The sequence below is a fragment of the Roseateles sp. FW305-36 genome (assembly GCF_058787015.1).
Map to the genome: position 1 here is coordinate 1 of NZ_JBYSZK010000007.1, position 14,439 is coordinate 14,439.

Here is a 14,439-nt window from a genome sequence, read left to right on the forward strand (position 1 = left end):
TCTAATCTGCTTTTTGCTTCGTCGTCAAGTATTTTTGAAAATTTCTTTTCGCAATACTCAGCCAACTTGGCTTTCTTTGCAAACCTCCGATCAACTCGCTTTCGCGTTTTGTTCGTCAGCAGCAAAGAGGCGAGATTTTGATCTGCTTTCGCAGTGTCGTCAAGCACTTTTCAAAAATTCTTTTCAGAACCCCTCAAGCACTCGGCGACTCTCTCAAGCTCGCCATCCGATCAAAACCGAAGCCTCAATCCGACCCTCCTCCAATCACCCGCCGCTAGCTGCCGTTCCCGACAAGCGCTGCGTTGTGATCAGCGAAGCCCACGACTGTAGCACAGGTTTTTTGGGGTTCGCAAGGTTTGCGGAGATTTGATGTCTTCAGTGGTGAGCGCTGCTGGCTGCCGCAGTTCCCCGAGCTCATGCTCGGCAATGAGGCAACTGCAAGAAGAGCGCACCCGCGGCGATGTCTGCATTGCGACGCGGCGCTTGATCAACCGCCGCGCCCGACTCAGCCCCAGTCGGCCGCCGCATCTATATATGCGGCTCGCGCGGCGCCAGCTCCTGTTGCTCAGTGAACGGCCGTCGTGCCTCGAGCACCAATCAGCTCCTTCTCGGCAGCCCCTTGCGGATCGTCACTCTCCAAGATGTTCGGCAGAGCAGCGGCCAAGCGCTGCACATCGGCACGCAGGATGCGCTGCTTGACGGCAGGGATCTGTGAGGGATGCATGGAGAAGCTGCGCAGACCCATCGCCAGCAACAGCTCCGTGAAGACCGGATCCCCCGCCATCTCGCCACAGACGCTGACGCCCTTGCCCGCTGCGCGCGCTTGGGCAATGGATTGGCTGATCAACTGCAGCACCGCCGGGTGCCAGGGATCGTAGAGATGGGCGACAGCCTCATCGGCGCGGTCGATGGCCAGGGTGTACTGGATCAGGTCATTGGTGCCGATGGAGACGAAATCGACATGGCGCAGCAGCAGCGGCAGCATCACGGCGGCTGCGGGGATCTCGATCATGACGCCCAGCTCGACGCGCGTGTACGCATGCCCTGCGTCCGTCAGCTGCTGCTGGACCTTCCTGACCATCTCCAGGATGGCCTTGACCTCGCTGAGGTGCGCCACCATGGGAATCAGCAACCTGACCTTGCCGTGGGCGCTGGCTCTATAGATGGCGCGCAGCTGCTGACGGAACATGCTGGGCTCGGCCAGGCTCCAGCGGATGGCGCGCAGGCCCATGGCGGGGTTGAGCACGTGCTCATGACGCAACTCGTTGACGGTCAAGCGGTCCAGCGGCTTGTCAGCACCGACGTCGACGGTGCGGATGGTGACCGGCATCCCCTTCATCGCCTCGACCGCAGCCTTGTAGGCGACGAACTGCTCCTCCTCGCTCGGCAGCTCGCCGTCGCGGTTCATGAAGAGGAACTCGCTGCGGAACAGGCCGACACCCGTCGCGCCGGACGCGACAGCCGCTTCGGCATCAGCCGGCATCTCGATATTGGCGTGCAGTTCAATATGCTCGCCATCCAGCGTGACGGCCGGCGTATGGCGCAGCCGGGCCAAACGCGCACGCTCCAACTCGCTCTGGCGCTGGCGGAAGCGGTATTCCTCCAGCACGATGGGTGACGGGTTGACGATGACGGTGCCCGCGTCGCCATCGATGATGACCCAATCGTCCTGCATGATGAGGCGCGAGGCTTCCCGGGTGCCGACCACCGCCGGGATGTCCATGCTGCGCGCAACGATGGCGGTGTGCGAGGTCTTGCCGCCAATATCGGTGATGAAGCCGCGGAAGACGCTGCGCTTGAACTGGATCATGTCGGCCGGCGCGATGTCGGCGGCCACCAACAGCAGCGGGTCCTCGCCGGCGAAGTCGCGCGGCGTGACCGGCGTCGGCGCGTCCCCCTGCTCCTCGGCCAGCGCGCGCAGCACGCGTTCGACGACTTGCTCCAGGTCCGCCTTGCGCTCGCGCAGATAGTCGTCCTCCATCTCGTCGAACTGGCGGGCCAGCACTTCGAGCTGGGCAGACAGGGCCCATTCGGCGTTGTAGTGCCGGTCCACGATCCATTGGCTGGCGCTGCCGGTCAGGGCCTCGTCGTGCAGCAGCATCAGGTGCACATCGAGCAGCGCGGCCAGTTCATGCGGTGCGTCCTCGGGCAACTCGTCCCTCAGCGTCTCCAGCTCCAGCACGACCGCGTCGCGTGCGCGCAGCAAGCGTGCAATCTCGGCCTCAACCTCACCGGGCGCCACAAAGTAGTGGGCCACGTCGACGCGACTGGAGGCGACCAGCACGGCCCGCCCGATGGCGACGCCGCGCGAGACCGCAATGCCGAACACCTGGAAACTCATCAGCACCCTCCGCAGATCAATCCCCAATGTAGCCTGAGCCGAGAGCCGTCCGCGTCATGGTTTTTTCATAGGGGCTTCACCGGCCCGTCAAACCGCCGGCCCAGCATGGCGGTCCATGAACAGCAGTCTGATCATCTCGCATGCGCTGTCGCATGCCCCCACCCTGAAGCGCCCGGAGCGCTCGGCGTCGTCCACCCGTCTCAGCGTGAGCTGGGCGCGCAGCGAAGCAGAGGTGCGCGAAGCCCAGGCGTTGCGCTACCAGGTCTTCGCCGTCGAGATGGGCGCCCGCCTGCCTACGCCCAAGGGCGCTCCGGTCGGCCTGGACGTCGACCTCTTCGACGCCTATTGCGAACACCTGCTGGTGCGCACCGAAGGTGAGGACGGCGAACCCGGCCCCGTCATCGGCACCTACCGCGTGCTGACCCCTGCCGCTGCCAAGCGCGCCGGCGGCCTCTACAGCGACACCGAGTTCGATCTGACCCGCCTGCGCAGCCTGCGCTCCCGCGTGGCTGAGATCGGCCGCTCCTGCGTGCATGCCGACCACCGCAGCGGCGGCGCCATCATTGCGCTATGGGGTGCGCTGGCCGAATTCATGGCCCGCAATGGCCTGGACACCGTCATCGGCTGCGCCAGCGTCAGCATGCGCGACGGCGGCCACTTCGCGGCCAGCCTGTGGAAGCAGATTGCAGCGCAGCACCTCGCGCCGATCGACTGCCAGGTGCGCCCGCGCCTGCCGCTGCCCATCGCCCATCTGCGCCAGGATCTCGTCGTCGAGGCGCCCGCACTGATCCGCGGCTATCTGCGCTGCGGCGCCAAGCTGATGGGCGAGCCCGCCTGGGACCCCGACTTCAACACAGCCGACCTGCCACTGCTGCTGCGCACGGCCGATCTGCCGTCGCGCTTTCGCCGCCTGGCCGGCGCCTGATTACTGACCTTCGCCGAACTTGTCGTTGACGAGGGCGGTGATCTGGTCCTGGGCGGCCTGTTCGTCCTCGCCGTCGGTCTCCAGTTCGACAGTCGCGCCGATACCAGCGGCCAGCATCATGACGCCCATGATGCTCTTGGCGTTCACACGCCGCCCGTTGCGGCTCATATAGACCTCGCACTTGAAGCTGCCGGCCAGCTTGGTCAGCTTGGCCGAGGCGCGTGCGTGAAGACCCAGCTTGTTGCTGATGGTGAGGGTGGACTTGATCATTCGTCGGGGGGCAAGGGAGGCGTGGCGACGATGCCGGTGATGGCGCCCTGCATGGCGCGCCGTGCCAGTTCCGCCAGCGGCTTCTGGCCGGCGTAGCAGAGCGTGCGCCACAACATGGGCACGCTGACACCGCTGAGCACCAGCACCTGCTCCCCCGCCAGGCGCTGGGCGCCGTTGCTGGGCGTGGCGCCAAAGACGTCGGTCAGCACCAGCCACTCGGGCTGGTCGGCCTTGTCCATCAGCGCGCGGGCGGCAGTCTCGACGTCATCGGCACACATGCCGGTGTCGACGTCCAGCACCGTCAGCGTCGGCGCGCAGTCGGGGAAGGTGTGCTCGGCCACTTGACGCAGGGCGGAGGCCAGCGGCGCGTGGGCGATCACAAGCAGGTTGGGCATGTCGGCATGTTAGCGGGCGGCCTCGAGGGCCAGCCCGGCGCGGAAGTTCTCCCAGGCGGCCTTGTCGTCTTGCGCGGCCGTCATGACGGCCTGATAGACCCGCCCTCCGTGGGCAAACACGGCGACATGGGTGACGCCCGCCGCGGCGGCCAAGCGGTACTCGGCAGCTTCGGGCAGCGGCGTCATGCCCGGCACCTGCAGGGCCTGGCCCGGCGGCAGCGGCTGGCTCAGCTTGGTCGCCAGCGCCTGCGGCATGGCTTTCAGGGCCGGGCTCAATTGGGTAGGGTCGGGCAGGTCGGCCCAGGACAGCGCGAAGCGCTTGCCCGCCGCCTCGCATTGGGCCAGGCCCATGCCCTGGCGCTGGTCGACCTCGGGCTTGCAGGGGAAAAGCGCCACGGCGCCCGAGCCGGTCGGGCGGGCCTCGCGCCAGTTCAGCGTCGGCTGGCAGGCCGCCAGCAGCGTCAGCATTAGGGCAAATCCGGCGGTCGGTCGGCAGGGCATGGGCGAATTATCGACAGTGGCCCCGCGACAATTCCGCGATGCAGAAAAGCCCCTCTTCCCCGGCCCCACAGGCGCTTACCGGCGTTCGGGTGCTGGACCTCTCCCGCGTCCTGGCCGGCCCCTGGTGCACCCAGACCCTGGCCGACCTCGGCGCCGATGTCATCAAGATCGAACGTCCCGGCAGCGGCGACGACACCCGCGCCTGGGGCCCGCCCTATCTGAAGGACGCCGACGGCCAGGACACGACCGAAGCCGCCTACTTCCTCGGCGCCAACCGCAACAAGCGCTCCCTGGCCGTCGATCTCGCCACGCCAGAGGGCCAGGCCATCGTGCGCAAGCTGGCCGGCCAGGTGGACGTGCTGGTCGAGAACTTCAAGGTCGGCGACCTGGCCCGCTACGGCCTGGACGCCCAGAGCCTGCTGGCCGAGCATCCCGGCCTGGTCATCTGCTCCATCACCGGCTTCGGCCAGACCGGCCCCTATGCCGAGCGCGCCGGCTACGACTACGCCGTGCAGGGCATGGGTGGGTTGATGAGCGTGACCGGCGAGCGCGACGACCTGCCCGGCGGCGGCCCGCAGAAGGTCGGCGTGGCGGTCTCGGACCTTTTCACCGGCATGTATGCCACCGTCGCCATCCTGGCCGCCCTGCGCCACCGCGACGCCACCGGCCAGGGCCAGCTCATCGACATGGCCCTGCTGGACACCCAGCTCGCCATGCTGGCCAACCTGGGCAGCAACTACCTCTGCAGCGGCAAGGCACCGGGTCGCATGGGCAACGCCCACCAGAACATCGTGCCCTACCAGGTCTTCGAGGCCAGCGACGGCTATCTGATCCTGGCCGTCGGCAACGACCGCCAGTTCGCCAAGTTCTGCGACATCGCCGGCCGGCCGGACTGGGCCGCCGACCCGCGCTTCGCGACCAACTCGGAACGGGTGCGCAATCGCGCCCTCCTGGTGCCCCAGCTGGAGGAAGCCATCCGCCAGCGCCCGCGCAACGACTGGCTGGCGGCCCTGGAAGCCGCCAAGGTGCCCTGCGGCTCGATCAACTCTATTGGGGAGGCGCTGGCCGACCCGCAGGCGCAAGCTCGCGGCGCCGTGGTGCCCATGCCCCATCCCCTGACACCCGACCTGCGCCTCATCGCCAGCCCCATGAAGCTGTCGGCCACGCCGGTGGCCTATCGCCACGCACCGCCGCTGTTGGGGCAACACAGCGATGAGTTGCTGCGAGAAGCCGGCTGTAGTGAGGAGGAAATCACGAACTGGCGTGCGGCCGGCGTGATCTCGTGAGGGCTAACCCACCCCCGAACCAAGGGTTTCCCCCGGGTCGCGGGATGGAGGCCGGAGCGCCCTATGCCCAGCATGCGACCACGCACCGAGACGGGCCAACAACCTAGAACCATCCGCCTCGGATCCGCAGCCACGGGGTCATGTCCACACCGCCTTCATCAGCGCCAGTCAATGCCGCAAACGATGTCACGCCTGAGCCGACGCCGGTGCAGTGGGCCGACATCGTCCAGCAATTGGGCGCCGAGATTGCCGGGCCGCTGAGCGCAGCGCTGGAGCAGATCCAGAACCTCGCCACCACCGGCCAGATCGACCGCCGCGGCCTGCGCCTGCTGCGCCGCAGCGTGGAAGACGCCCGCACGGCCGGCATGCTGGGCCAGCAGTTGTCCCGCCTGGCCTCCGGCCGCCTGCGCCTGAACCGCGAGCGCCAGCACCTCACGCAGATGCTGCGCAGCGTGCTGGCTCAGCGCAGCCGCGAGACCCAGGCCCGCGGCGTGCAGGTGCGCCAGTCGCTGAAGCCGGTCGAGATCTGGGCCGATGGCGCCCTGCTCTTCGGCCTGCTGAACGCGCTGATGGACTGGGCGCTGGCCAACACGCATTCCTCGGTCGACCTGCGCCTGGACCTGACGCCCTGGCCGGTCAAGGCCCGGCTGAGCTGCCGCTTCGCCCACCGTTCGCTGGAGCTGTTGGCCGACGACGCCGACGCACATGCGCCGACACCGGGGCTGGACTCCCTCGCCTGGCGCCTGCTGGAGCAGACCGCCATCACCCTGGGCGTGCTGCCGCTGCGCGAGCAGGAGGCCGGCATCACCTTGCTGACGCTGGAATTCACTCAGTTGGCGCCCGACGAGGCGCCGCCGCCGGACAGCACCCACGCCAAGCTGGAAGCCGAAGCCGAACGCATGGCGGGCAACTCCCGACCGCTGGCGGGCTGCCAGTTGCTGATCGTGTCGGCTCATCGCGACATGCGCGCCGAGGCCCAGGCCGCCGTACGGCATATGGGCATGCTGGTCGACGTGGTCGGCAGCGTGGCGGAGGCCGAGCAGTTCTGCCGCGAAGGCCTGCCCCATGCCATGCTGTTCGACGCCGCCCAGATGAGCGAGCCCCTGCTGCAGCTCATCGCCGGCGTCATGCGCGACGCGCCGGACTTCGCCTTCGTCGAGATGTTCGACGGCGAGCACCGCACCCAGCTGTCCACCGCCACCGGCGACGGCGTGGCCCGCATCTCGCGCCGCCACCTGCCGGACGCCCTGCCCTCGCTGCTGATGTTCGAGTTGGCAAAGAGGATTTGACGGGTTCTCTAGAATCCTGCTCATGCTGTCCCGCCGAGCTCTCGCTACCGCCCTGATTTGCGCCGCCGCGCTGACGGGCTGCGCCCGCGACCAGGCGCCGGCCGTCGACTACGTGCTGCTGAATGGCCAGAAGGCCAGTTCGCGCGACTGGAATGGCAAGGTAATGCTGGTGAACTTCTGGGCCACCAGCTGCGCCACCTGCGTGAAGGAAATGCCACAGATCGTCGCTACCCACGACAAGTTCAAGGCCCGTGGCCTGGACACGGTGGCCGTGGCCATGAGCTACGACCCGCCGGCCTTCGTCGCCAAATACGCCGAGACGCGCAAGCTGCCCTTCGGCGTGGCCATCGACAACACCGGCACGGTCGCCCAGGCCTTTGGCTCGGTGCAGATGACGCCGACAACCTTCCTCATCAACAAGCACGGCGAGATCGTCAAGCGCTTTGTCGGCGAACCCGACTTCGCCGCCCTGCACGGCCTCATCGAGCAGTTGCTGGCCGAAACCTGAGGCTGCAGAGCGCCCGTTATGGGTGCTCGACGATGTGTCATGCCCGCCGCGGCGAGGCTTGGCTGACACTGGGTCTATGCACAAGACGCTCGGCCCCCTCGCTCTTTCGCTGCTGCTTGCGGCCTGCGCCCATCAGCCGCCCCCGCCGGCCGAACCGCCGCGCCTCGAGCCCACAGCCGCTCAGTTGGCGAACGCGAGCAAGGCAGGACTGAGCCCCGCCGAGCTGGCCGACCTGCTCAACAAGCCGCTCTACAAGATGCAGCCCGCCGAGGTCGATCGCTTCCTGGCCTTCGAACAGCTCGACCAGCCGAATCTGCGCCGGCGCATCACGGCCCTGGCGCGCAAGAACATCGGCCAGCCCTACGAGCTCTTCCTGCTTGGCGAGTTCCCCTACGAGCACTACGACGCCCAGCCGCTGTTCGACCTCAGCAAGAGCGACTGCGTCGTCTTCGCCGAGCACACCTATGCAATGGCGCTGAGCGCGTCCTGGGAGGAGTTCTTCTGGGTGCTGCAGCGCATCCGCTACCGCGACGGGGTCATCGGCGTGGCCACGCGCAACCACTACACCGAGGCCGACTGGAATCTCGCCAACCGCTGGCTGGTGACCGACGTCAGCGCCACGCTGGGCGCACCCACCCAGGCCTACCGCCAGCGCATCGACCGCCAGGCCTTCCTGAAGAAGCAATTCAAGGTCCGGCGCGATGTCCCGGTCCAGAACTTCGACGATGTCTACATCGCCAAGCAGGATGTCGCGGCCATCGAGGCGCAGTTGCAGGACGGCGATTTCGTCAACGTGATCTCCAGCCGCGGCGGCGAGTCCTGGGCCTCGCATGTCGGCCTCATCGTCACCGGCGCGGATGGTTCCCGCCATCTGCTGCACTCGGCCGAACCGCAGGTGCGCGAGGAGACGCTGCAGGGCTTCATCGCCCGCATGGCCGAACGCGATGCGCGCCAGGCCGGGCAGAACAAGCCGCAGCTGGCGGGCTTCAAGTTCCTGCGCTTGAACGATTCGCCCGAGCCGCCGCCGATGGCGCCGCAGCCGCGGCCGCAGCGCCCGTCCTGATCAGACTGCGGTCGGATTCAGCACGCCATGGGCCTGCTGGTCCGCGTGATAGCTGCTGCGCACCATGGCGCCGACGGCGGCGTGGGTGAAGCCCATCTTGTAGGCCTCGGCCTCGAACATCTTGAAGGTGTCGGGGTGCACATAGCGGCGCACCGGCAGATGGTGGCCGGACGGCGCGAGGTACTGGCCGATGGTCAGCATGTCGATGTTGTGCGCGCGCATGTCGCGCATGACCTGCAGGATTTCCTCGTCGGTCTCGCCCAGGCCGACCATGATGCCGCTCTTGGTCGGCACGCCGGGCACCTCTTCCTTGAAGCGCTTCAGCAGGTTGAGGCTGAACTCGTAGTCGGAGCCCGGGCGCGCTTCCTTGTACAGGCGCGGCGCGGTCTCGAGGTTGTGGTTCATCACGTCCGGCGGCGCGGCCTTCAGGATGTCGAGCGCGCGGTCGGCGCGGCCGCGGAAGTCGGGCACCAGCACCTCGATCTGCGTCGACGGGCTGAGCTCGCGGACCTTGGTGATGCACTCGGCAAAGTGACCGGCGCCACCGTCCTTCAGGTCGTCGCGATCGACGCTGGTGATGACGACGTATTTGAGCTTCAGCGCGGCGATCGTCTTGGCCAGGTTCAGCGGCTCGTCGGCGTCCAGCGGATCGGGCCGGCCGTGGCCGACGTCGCAGAAGGGGCAGCGGCGGGTGCACTTGTCGCCCATGATCATGAAGGTGGCCGTGCCCTTGCCAAAGCATTCGCCGATGTTGGGGCAGCTGGCTTCCTCACAGACGGTGTGCAGCTTGTGCTCGCGCAGGATCTGCTTGATCTCGTAGAAGCGGGTGGTCGGCGAACCGGCCTTGACGCGGATCCAGTCGGGCTTCTTCAGCACCTCGGCCGGCACGATCTTGATGGGAATGCGCGAGGTCTTGGCCTCGGCTTTTTGCTTGATCGTCGGGTCGTAGGTCGTCGTGTCGGACATGGTCGGGCCGTCAAGGCTGCAATTGGGCCGAGAGTCGCTCGGCGAGCCGGCCGGCCGCGGTCGGCCAGTCGGTGAAAACCCCGAGTTTATCGAGAGACGTGGTTTCCAGCCCTTCGTATCCGCACGGGTTGATGCGCTGGAAGGGTTCCAGGTCCATCGCGACGTTCAGCGCGAGGCCGTGATAGGTGCAGTGCCGGCTGACCTTGATGCCGAGGGCGGCGACCTTGGCCAAGCCCTTGAAGGCGTTGGTCGGATCGGCCGGGCCGGCCAGGGCGGCATGGCTGCCGGGATCGGCTGGCCGCACATAGATGCCCGGCGCGCCGCCGACGCGCAGGCCGGTCACCCCATAGCTGTCCAGGGTCTGGATCAGGGCCGTCTCCAGGCGGAAGACGTATTCCTTGACGAAGATGCCCAGGCGCCGCAGGTCCACCAGCGGGTAGGCCGTGATCTGGCCGGGGCCGTGGTAGGTCACCTGGCCACCGCGCTCGGTGGCGACGACGGGGATGTCGCCCGGCAGCAGCAGGTGCTCGGGCTTGCCGGCCAGGCCTTGCGTGAAAGTGGGCGGGTGCTCACACAGCCAGAGCTCGTCAGGCGTGTTGACATCGCGTGCCGCCGTGAAGGCCCGCATGGCCTCCAGCGTGGGCAGGTATTCCACCCGCCCCAGAGTCTTGACGATCATGCGGGCATCATAGGCAGGCGCTGTAAGCCTTCGCTGACCCAAGCCGACTCGACCCGATGAAGACTCCACTCATTGCTGCCCTGCTGCTTTCTGCCTCGCTGGCGCAGGCCACCTCCCTGTCCGACGCGCTGACGGCCTACGACGAGGGCGACCTGAAGGCCGCAGCCAAGGGCTTCGCCGAATCCGCCAAACGCGGCGAGGCCCTGGGCCAGTTCAACCTGGCCATGATGAATCTGCGCCGCGAGCTGCCCGCCGCCAGCGACGCCAGGGCCTGGCAGTTGCTGCAGCGCGCGGCGGCGCAGCAATCGGCGCTGGCCGAGAACGCGCTGGGCGAAATGATCGAGCAGGGCCGCCACGGCAAGCTCGATCCCAGGGCGGCCTGCGGCTGGTTCGAGCGTGCCGCGGAGCACGGCAGCGGCGATGGCGCCCTGGCCACCGCGACCTGCTACTTCCTCGGCCGCGGCCGTGCCCAGGATCTGGCCCAGGCGCATCGCTGGTATCTGGAGGCCGCCAAGGCGGGCGACGTCGGCGCCCAGTACATCGTCGCCTCGATGTTCGAGACGGGGTCGGGCGTTGAGGCCGACGCGCGCCTGGCGCGCTACTGGTACGACGTGGCGGCCAAGAACGGCGATGACGCCGCCAAAGCCAAGCTCAAGGCGATGCAGGACGCTGAAGCGTCAAGCTGATCAGAGCACGACCTTGACCATCGGATGCGTGGTCAGCGTTCGGTAGATCTCGTCGAGCTGCTCGCGGCTGGTGGCCGTGATGGTGATGGTCAGGCCCAGATAGTTGCCGCCCTTGCTCGGGCGCTGCTCGATTGTCGAAGCGTCGAAGCCCGGATCGAATTGACGCGCCACGTGGGCAACGGCCTCGACGAAGCCCTCCACATGCGCGCCCATCACCTTGATGGGGAACTGCGAGGGGTATTCGATCAGCGACTGTTCGGGCGGGATGTCGGGTGGCAGGTTCATCGTGGCGACCTCACTTGATCCACAGGCGCAGGGAATCCCAGGCGCGGCCGAGCAGACCAGCGCCGGGCACGGCTTCCTGCACGATCAGCGGCACTTCGGCCACGGGCGCGCCGGCCGCGGTCGTCACGCGCAGGGTGCCAACGCGCTGGCCCTTGTTCAGCGGCGCCACCAGCGGCTCGGTGCGCTCGACCTGGGTCTGCAGCTTGGTGGCATCGCCGTGCGGCACGGCGACATAGATGGCATCGGCAGCACCCAGCCTGGCTTCCTTGGCCTCGCCCTTCCAGACTGCCACGGTGGCAATCGCCTTGCCGGCGTCGAAGATCTTGACCGCGTCATAGGCCGTGTAGCCCCAGTTCAGCAGCTTCTGGCTTTCGCTGGCACGGGCTTCCTTGGAGGCCGTGCCCATGACGACGGCCAGCAGGCGGCGCTTGCCGTTGGGGAAGTCGCGGTTGGCGCTGGCCACCAGGCAGTAGCCGGCCGTCTCGGTGAAGCCGGTCTTCATGCCGTCCACCGTCGGGTCGCGGCGCAGCAGCAGGTTGCGGTTGTCCTGGCGGATCTTGTTGAATGTGTAGTCGCGCTGCGCGTAGTAGCCGTAGTACTCGGGGAAGTCCGCGATGATGTGAGCCGCCACGGTCGCGATGTCACGGGCGCTGCTCTTGTGGCCGGGCTCGGTCATGCCGGTCACGTTCCTGAACTCGGTGTTCTTCAGGCCCCAGGCCTGGGCCTGGCGGTTCATCAGCTGCACGAAGTTCTCGACCGAGCCGGCCGCACCTTCGGCCAGCGCCACGGCGGCGTCGTTGCCGCTCTGGATGATCAAACCGTGCAGCAGCTCGTCGACCTTGGGCGTCATCGTCGTGTCGATGAACATCAGCGAGGGGTCGCCCTTGCGCTCGTCCCAGGCGCGCTTGGACACCGGCAGGGTCTGCTCCAGCGTCAGCTTCTTGTCACGCAGCGCGTTGAAGACAACGTAGGCCGTCATCAGCTTGGTCAGCGAGGCCGGGTCCTGGGCCGTGTCGGCATCGCGCTCGGCCAGGGTCTTGTGCGTGGTCAGGTCGATCAGCACATAGTTGCGCGCCGCGAGTTCGGGCGGCTGGGGCGCCTGGGCCTGGGCAGTCAGCGAGAGCGCGGCAAGGAGGGACGCAAGCAGTCTTTTCATCGGAACGGGTTCAGGCGCAGCCCTCAGACCTTTGTGGGGTCGAAGGCACGCACCACCAGCGACTTGAGCAGCGGCAGCTGCCCATGGAAGAAATGGCCGACGCCGGGCACGACGATGACCGGCAGGCTCTGCGGACGTGCCCAGTCGAGCACGGCCGAAAGGGGCACCACGTCGTCGACCTCGCCATGGATGACCACGGTGTCGGCCGGCACGGGGGCGGTGTCGAAACGGCTGGTGGCAGGGCCGACGAGGACAAGGCGCCGGGCCGGCTCCGTCAGGCGCTGGGCGGCCCGCGAGGCCACATAGCCGCCAAAGGAAAAACCCGACAGGACCAGGGCCTCACCGGGCGTGCGCACGGCATCCAGCACGGCCAGCGCGTCATCGACTTCGCCGCGGCCTTCGTCCCAGCCGCCCTCGGACTTGCCGATGCCGCGGAAGTTGAAGCGCACGGCGCGCCAGCCGAGGTGGACGAAGGCGCGCGCCAGGGTCTGAACGACCTTGTTGTCCATGGTCCCGCCCTGGGTCGGGTTGGGATGGCAGATCAAGGCGGTACCGACGGGTGCAGCCCCCTCGGGTGGCAGGTCGATGGCCACTTCGATCTGGCCGGCCGGACCGGCGACCAGGCGTTTTTCGGTCTGGGAATTCATCGGCCGACGGAATCCGGCAGCAACAGGCGTTCGACGACCTGGCCATCGCGCAGATGGCTCTCGACGATCTCGTCGATGTCGCTCTTGTCGACCCAGGAATACCAGACGGCTTCCGGGTAGACGACGGCGACCGGCCCGCCGGCGCAGCGGTCCAGACAACCTGCCTTGTTGATCCGCACGCCACCCTTGCCGGCCAGGCCGAGCTGCTTGACGCGGGACTTGCAGTGGTCGAAGGCGCCTTGTGCGTCATGGTCGGCACAACTGGCCTCGCCATTGGTGCGCTGGTTCAGGCAGAAGAAGACGTGGCGCTCGTAGTAACTCATCGCCGGAGATTGTCTCACTGGGGTTTCTGCACCAGCCGCGCCGTCAGCCAGAGGAGTGCAACGAAAGGCCACGTCCAGGCGACCCAGCGCGTCAGCCCGTAGAGGTTGACGAAGCGTCCCTGCTCCCAGGCCTGCATGTTCAAGGCCAGATAGGGATCGCTGGGGGCCAGGCTGATGAGGCCGATCAGCGCGCACAAGGCGAACAAGCCCAGGGCCGCCGCGACACGCGACGGCAGCAGGCAGGCCAGCAGGCCGAGCACGACGCCCAGGCCCACACCGGGCCGCGTGGCCTCGCTGAGCCAGGCCCAGGCATGGTCGGGCCCGAAGGCCATCGCCGTCGACGTCGCCGTACCCAGCAGGCCCAGCAGCACGGCACCACCGGCCAGGGCCAGGCGACGCAGCCCCGGCCGCGCGACCGTGATCATCAGCAGCACCGGCGCCAGCAGGCCCAGCGCAATCGCCAGCGCCTCCAGGCCCGGGGGCAGCTCCTGCTCGATGGTGACGGCATCGCCCCAGTTCAGCGCCCAGGGCGTGCCAGCGAGGGCGTCCAGCAGCATCTCCCGCCACCAGGGCAGCCACTGGCCGATGCCGAAAGGCAGCGGCGTCGGGTAGAGCAGGGCCAGCGGCCACAGCGCCAGCAGGGCCAGGGCCGGTGCGCTGCTGGCGCCGAACCAGTGGTCGCGCACATCCTCCCAGCGCTCCAGGCCCCCGAGGCCACTGAGCACCAGGCCCAGGGCGGCGCCCAGGGTGCTGCCCGCCGAGTTCAACGCCAGGTCCGACAGCGACGGCACGCGGCCCGGCACGAAGAACTGCAGCGACTCCATGGTGAAGGACAGCAGCGGCCCCGGCAGCAGCCCCAGCAGCAGGCCGCCGCGCAGGCCCCAGCCGGAGCGCATGGCCGCGGCGAAGCCGAGCAGGCCCAGCGGGATGTAGCCGATCAGATTCGCCTCGACGTCGAAGGCCCAGAAGCGCCCCGGCCAGGGCAGGCTGAACAGCCAGGGCAGGCCCATGCCCGGCGGCCAGCGCCAGGGCCAGAAGGGGTAGAGGCTGGCGTAGATGACCAGGCCGATATGGGCCAGCAGCAGCCAGGTCGCGGAACTTTGGCGGCGGCGCACGACT

Annotated in this window: 17 protein-coding genes; 6 read left to right on the forward strand and 11 right to left on the reverse strand. The window is 67.8% G+C overall.

The window, feature by feature from the left end:
• Positions 1-565: 565 nt before the first annotated feature.
• The gene (ptsP, locus tag AC3WOE_RS14140) at positions 566-2,341 is read right to left on the reverse strand and encodes a phosphoenolpyruvate--protein phosphotransferase (protein ID WP_492691291.1); all 1,776 of its coding nucleotides are present in this window, start codon (positions 2,339-2,341) and stop codon (positions 566-568) included.
• Between the two features lie 115 nt (positions 2,342-2,456).
• On the opposite strand from ptsP, the gene AC3WOE_RS14145 reads away from it, so the two are divergent.
• Positions 2,457-3,266, forward strand: a complete 810-nt coding sequence (locus tag AC3WOE_RS14145) for a GNAT family N-acetyltransferase (RefSeq protein WP_492691292.1) — start codon at positions 2,457-2,459, stop codon at positions 3,264-3,266.
• Here AC3WOE_RS14145 and AC3WOE_RS14150 read toward each other — a convergent pair whose 3' ends face one another.
• From AC3WOE_RS14150 to AC3WOE_RS14160, 3 genes are read right to left on the reverse strand one after another with little or no spacing between them, the layout of a single operon-like run.
• A complete protein-coding gene (locus AC3WOE_RS14150) occupies positions 3,267-3,536 on the reverse strand; it encodes an HPr family phosphocarrier protein (protein WP_056194300.1) in 270 nt (89 codons plus the stop codon).
• Entirely contained in the window at positions 3,533-3,931 is a 399-nt protein-coding gene (locus tag AC3WOE_RS14155) for a PTS sugar transporter subunit IIA (RefSeq protein ID WP_492691293.1), read from the reverse strand. Before AC3WOE_RS14155 ends, AC3WOE_RS14150 begins: the two co-directional genes overlap by 4 nt.
• Before the next feature lie 9 nt (positions 3,932-3,940).
• A complete protein-coding gene (locus AC3WOE_RS14160) occupies positions 3,941-4,432 on the reverse strand; it encodes a hypothetical protein (protein ID WP_492691294.1) in 492 nt (163 codons plus the stop codon).
• 38 nt (positions 4,433-4,470) lie between these two features.
• Here AC3WOE_RS14160 and AC3WOE_RS14165 point away from each other — a divergent pair, with 38 nt between their 5' ends.
• The 4 genes from AC3WOE_RS14165 (at position 4,471) to AC3WOE_RS14180 (ending at position 8,578) form a co-directional block, all read left to right on the forward strand.
• Positions 4,471-5,718 carry a CaiB/BaiF CoA transferase family protein gene (locus AC3WOE_RS14165; RefSeq protein ID WP_492691295.1) on the forward strand — a complete coding sequence of 416 codons (1,248 nt, stop codon included), beginning with the start codon at positions 4,471-4,473 and terminating at the stop codon, positions 5,716-5,718.
• Between the two features lie 140 nt (positions 5,719-5,858).
• Positions 5,859-7,007: a hypothetical protein gene (locus AC3WOE_RS14170; protein WP_492691296.1), complete on the forward strand. Its 1,149-nt coding sequence runs from the start codon at positions 5,859-5,861 to the stop codon at positions 7,005-7,007.
• A 22-nt stretch (positions 7,008-7,029) separates the two neighbouring features.
• Entirely contained in the window at positions 7,030-7,515 is a 486-nt protein-coding gene (locus AC3WOE_RS14175; protein WP_492691297.1) for a TlpA family protein disulfide reductase, read from the forward strand.
• 76 nt (positions 7,516-7,591) lie between these two features.
• Positions 7,592-8,578 carry an N-acetylmuramoyl-L-alanine amidase-like domain-containing protein gene (locus AC3WOE_RS14180; RefSeq protein WP_492691299.1) on the forward strand — a complete coding sequence of 329 codons (987 nt, stop codon included), beginning with the start codon at positions 7,592-7,594 and terminating at the stop codon, positions 8,576-8,578.
• Here AC3WOE_RS14180 and lipA read toward each other — a convergent pair whose 3' ends face one another.
• Positions 8,579-9,544 (reverse strand): lipoyl synthase, encoded by a 966-nt coding sequence (lipA, locus tag AC3WOE_RS14185; RefSeq protein WP_492691301.1) that lies wholly within the window; start codon positions 9,542-9,544, stop codon positions 8,579-8,581. It lies immediately after the preceding gene.
• A 10-nt stretch (positions 9,545-9,554) separates the two neighbouring features.
• Positions 9,555-10,223 carry a lipoyl(octanoyl) transferase LipB gene (gene lipB, locus AC3WOE_RS14190; RefSeq protein ID WP_492691302.1) on the reverse strand — a complete coding sequence of 223 codons (669 nt, stop codon included), beginning with the start codon at positions 10,221-10,223 and terminating at the stop codon, positions 9,555-9,557.
• 56 nt (positions 10,224-10,279) lie between these two features.
• On the opposite strand from lipB, the gene AC3WOE_RS14195 reads away from it, so the two are divergent.
• Complete coding sequence (locus AC3WOE_RS14195) at positions 10,280-10,909, forward strand: tetratricopeptide repeat protein (RefSeq protein ID WP_492691303.1); 630 nt, start codon at positions 10,280-10,282, stop codon at positions 10,907-10,909.
• Here AC3WOE_RS14195 and AC3WOE_RS14200 read toward each other — a convergent pair whose 3' ends face one another.
• Genes AC3WOE_RS14200 through AC3WOE_RS14220 form a run of 5 tightly spaced genes read right to left on the reverse strand, consistent with a single transcriptional unit; the run spans position 10,910 to position 14,435 of the window.
• The gene (locus tag AC3WOE_RS14200; protein WP_492691305.1) at positions 10,910-11,194 is read right to left on the reverse strand and encodes a YbeD family protein; all 285 of its coding nucleotides are present in this window, start codon (positions 11,192-11,194) and stop codon (positions 10,910-10,912) included.
• A 10-nt stretch (positions 11,195-11,204) separates the two neighbouring features.
• Positions 11,205-12,350, reverse strand: coding sequence for a D-alanyl-D-alanine carboxypeptidase family protein (locus AC3WOE_RS14205; RefSeq protein ID WP_492691306.1), 1,146 nt, complete (start codon positions 12,348-12,350; stop codon positions 11,205-11,207).
• A gap of 23 nt (positions 12,351-12,373) precedes the next feature.
• Positions 12,374-12,997, reverse strand: coding sequence for an alpha/beta hydrolase (locus tag AC3WOE_RS14210; RefSeq protein ID WP_492691307.1), 624 nt, complete (start codon positions 12,995-12,997; stop codon positions 12,374-12,376).
• Positions 12,994-13,320, reverse strand: a complete 327-nt coding sequence (locus AC3WOE_RS14215; RefSeq protein WP_492691309.1) for a (2Fe-2S) ferredoxin domain-containing protein — start codon at positions 13,318-13,320, stop codon at positions 12,994-12,996. The genes AC3WOE_RS14210 and AC3WOE_RS14215 overlap by 4 nt, the downstream gene beginning before the upstream one ends.
• 14 nt (positions 13,321-13,334) lie before the next feature.
• Positions 13,335-14,435 (reverse strand): VanZ family protein, encoded by a 1,101-nt coding sequence (locus AC3WOE_RS14220; protein WP_492691311.1) that lies wholly within the window; start codon positions 14,433-14,435, stop codon positions 13,335-13,337.
• Between the last annotated feature and the right edge of the window lie 4 nt (positions 14,436-14,439).

What these genes read in the sequence shown, in the direction of transcription:
- AC3WOE_RS14180 (WP_492691299.1), top strand. Translation starts at nt 7,592, where the DNA reads ATGCACAAGACGCTCGGCCCCCTCGCTCTTTCGCTGCTGCTTGCGGCC.
- AC3WOE_RS14155 (WP_492691293.1), bottom strand. Translation starts at nt 3,931, where the DNA reads ATGCCCAACCTGCTTGTGATCGCCCACGCGCCGCTGGCCTCCGCCCTG.
- AC3WOE_RS14175 (WP_492691297.1), top strand. Translation starts at nt 7,030, where the DNA reads ATGCTGTCCCGCCGAGCTCTCGCTACCGCCCTGATTTGCGCCGCCGCG.
- AC3WOE_RS14145 (WP_492691292.1), top strand. Translation starts at nt 2,457, where the DNA reads ATGAACAGCAGTCTGATCATCTCGCATGCGCTGTCGCATGCCCCCACC.
- AC3WOE_RS14205 (WP_492691306.1), bottom strand. Translation starts at nt 12,350, where the DNA reads ATGAAAAGACTGCTTGCGTCCCTCCTTGCCGCGCTCTCGCTGACTGCC.
- AC3WOE_RS14195 (WP_492691303.1), top strand. Translation starts at nt 10,280, where the DNA reads ATGAAGACTCCACTCATTGCTGCCCTGCTGCTTTCTGCCTCGCTGGCG.
- AC3WOE_RS14215 (WP_492691309.1), bottom strand. Translation starts at nt 13,320, where the DNA reads ATGAGTTACTACGAGCGCCACGTCTTCTTCTGCCTGAACCAGCGCACC.
- AC3WOE_RS14200 (WP_492691305.1), bottom strand. Translation starts at nt 11,194, where the DNA reads ATGAACCTGCCACCCGACATCCCGCCCGAACAGTCGCTGATCGAATAC.
- AC3WOE_RS14160 (WP_492691294.1), bottom strand. Translation starts at nt 4,432, where the DNA reads ATGCCCTGCCGACCGACCGCCGGATTTGCCCTAATGCTGACGCTGCTG.
- lipA (WP_492691301.1), bottom strand. Translation starts at nt 9,544, where the DNA reads ATGTCCGACACGACGACCTACGACCCGACGATCAAGCAAAAAGCCGAG.
- AC3WOE_RS14150 (WP_056194300.1), bottom strand. Translation starts at nt 3,536, where the DNA reads ATGATCAAGTCCACCCTCACCATCAGCAACAAGCTGGGTCTTCACGCA.
- lipB (WP_492691302.1), bottom strand. Translation starts at nt 10,223, where the DNA reads ATGATCGTCAAGACTCTGGGGCGGGTGGAATACCTGCCCACGCTGGAG.
- AC3WOE_RS14210 (WP_492691307.1), bottom strand. Translation starts at nt 12,997, where the DNA reads ATGAATTCCCAGACCGAAAAACGCCTGGTCGCCGGTCCGGCCGGCCAG.
- AC3WOE_RS14170 (WP_492691296.1), top strand. Translation starts at nt 5,859, where the DNA reads ATGTCCACACCGCCTTCATCAGCGCCAGTCAATGCCGCAAACGATGTC.
- ptsP (WP_492691291.1), bottom strand. Translation starts at nt 2,341, where the DNA reads ATGAGTTTCCAGGTGTTCGGCATTGCGGTCTCGCGCGGCGTCGCCATC.
- AC3WOE_RS14165 (WP_492691295.1), top strand. Translation starts at nt 4,471, where the DNA reads ATGCAGAAAAGCCCCTCTTCCCCGGCCCCACAGGCGCTTACCGGCGTT.